The organism is Cupriavidus sp. SIMBA_020 (assembly GCF_046535395.1).
In the GTDB taxonomy this organism is placed as follows: Bacteria; Pseudomonadota; Gammaproteobacteria; order Burkholderiales; family Burkholderiaceae; genus Cupriavidus; species Cupriavidus campinensis.
On the sequence record NZ_JAWRWU010001042.1, the window covers coordinates 1 to 257 of the forward strand.

At 61.9% G+C, this 257-nt stretch carries 1 protein-coding gene; it reads left to right on the forward strand.

Annotated features, from left to right (window positions below; all coding sequences use genetic code 11):
* The coding region (locus SB751_RS32650; protein WP_410749337.1) for a polysaccharide deacetylase family protein at positions 1-257 on the forward strand (257 nt) is incomplete at both ends.

Sequence of the window (257 nt, forward strand, 5' to 3'; positions counted from 1 at the left end):
GGTTCATCCCCGGCCACTCGATCGAAACGTTTCCCGAACAGATGAAAGCGGTCGCGGACGCAGGCCACGAAATCGGCATTCACGGCTACAGCCACGAAAACCCGATCGCGATGACGCCCGAACAGGAAGAGGCCGTGCTCGACCGCAGCATCGAACTCGTCACGCAACTCTCGGGCCGCCGTCCGACCGGCTACGTCGCGCCGTGGTGGGAATTCAGCCCGGTATCGAACGCGCTGCTCGTGAAAAAAGGCATCAAG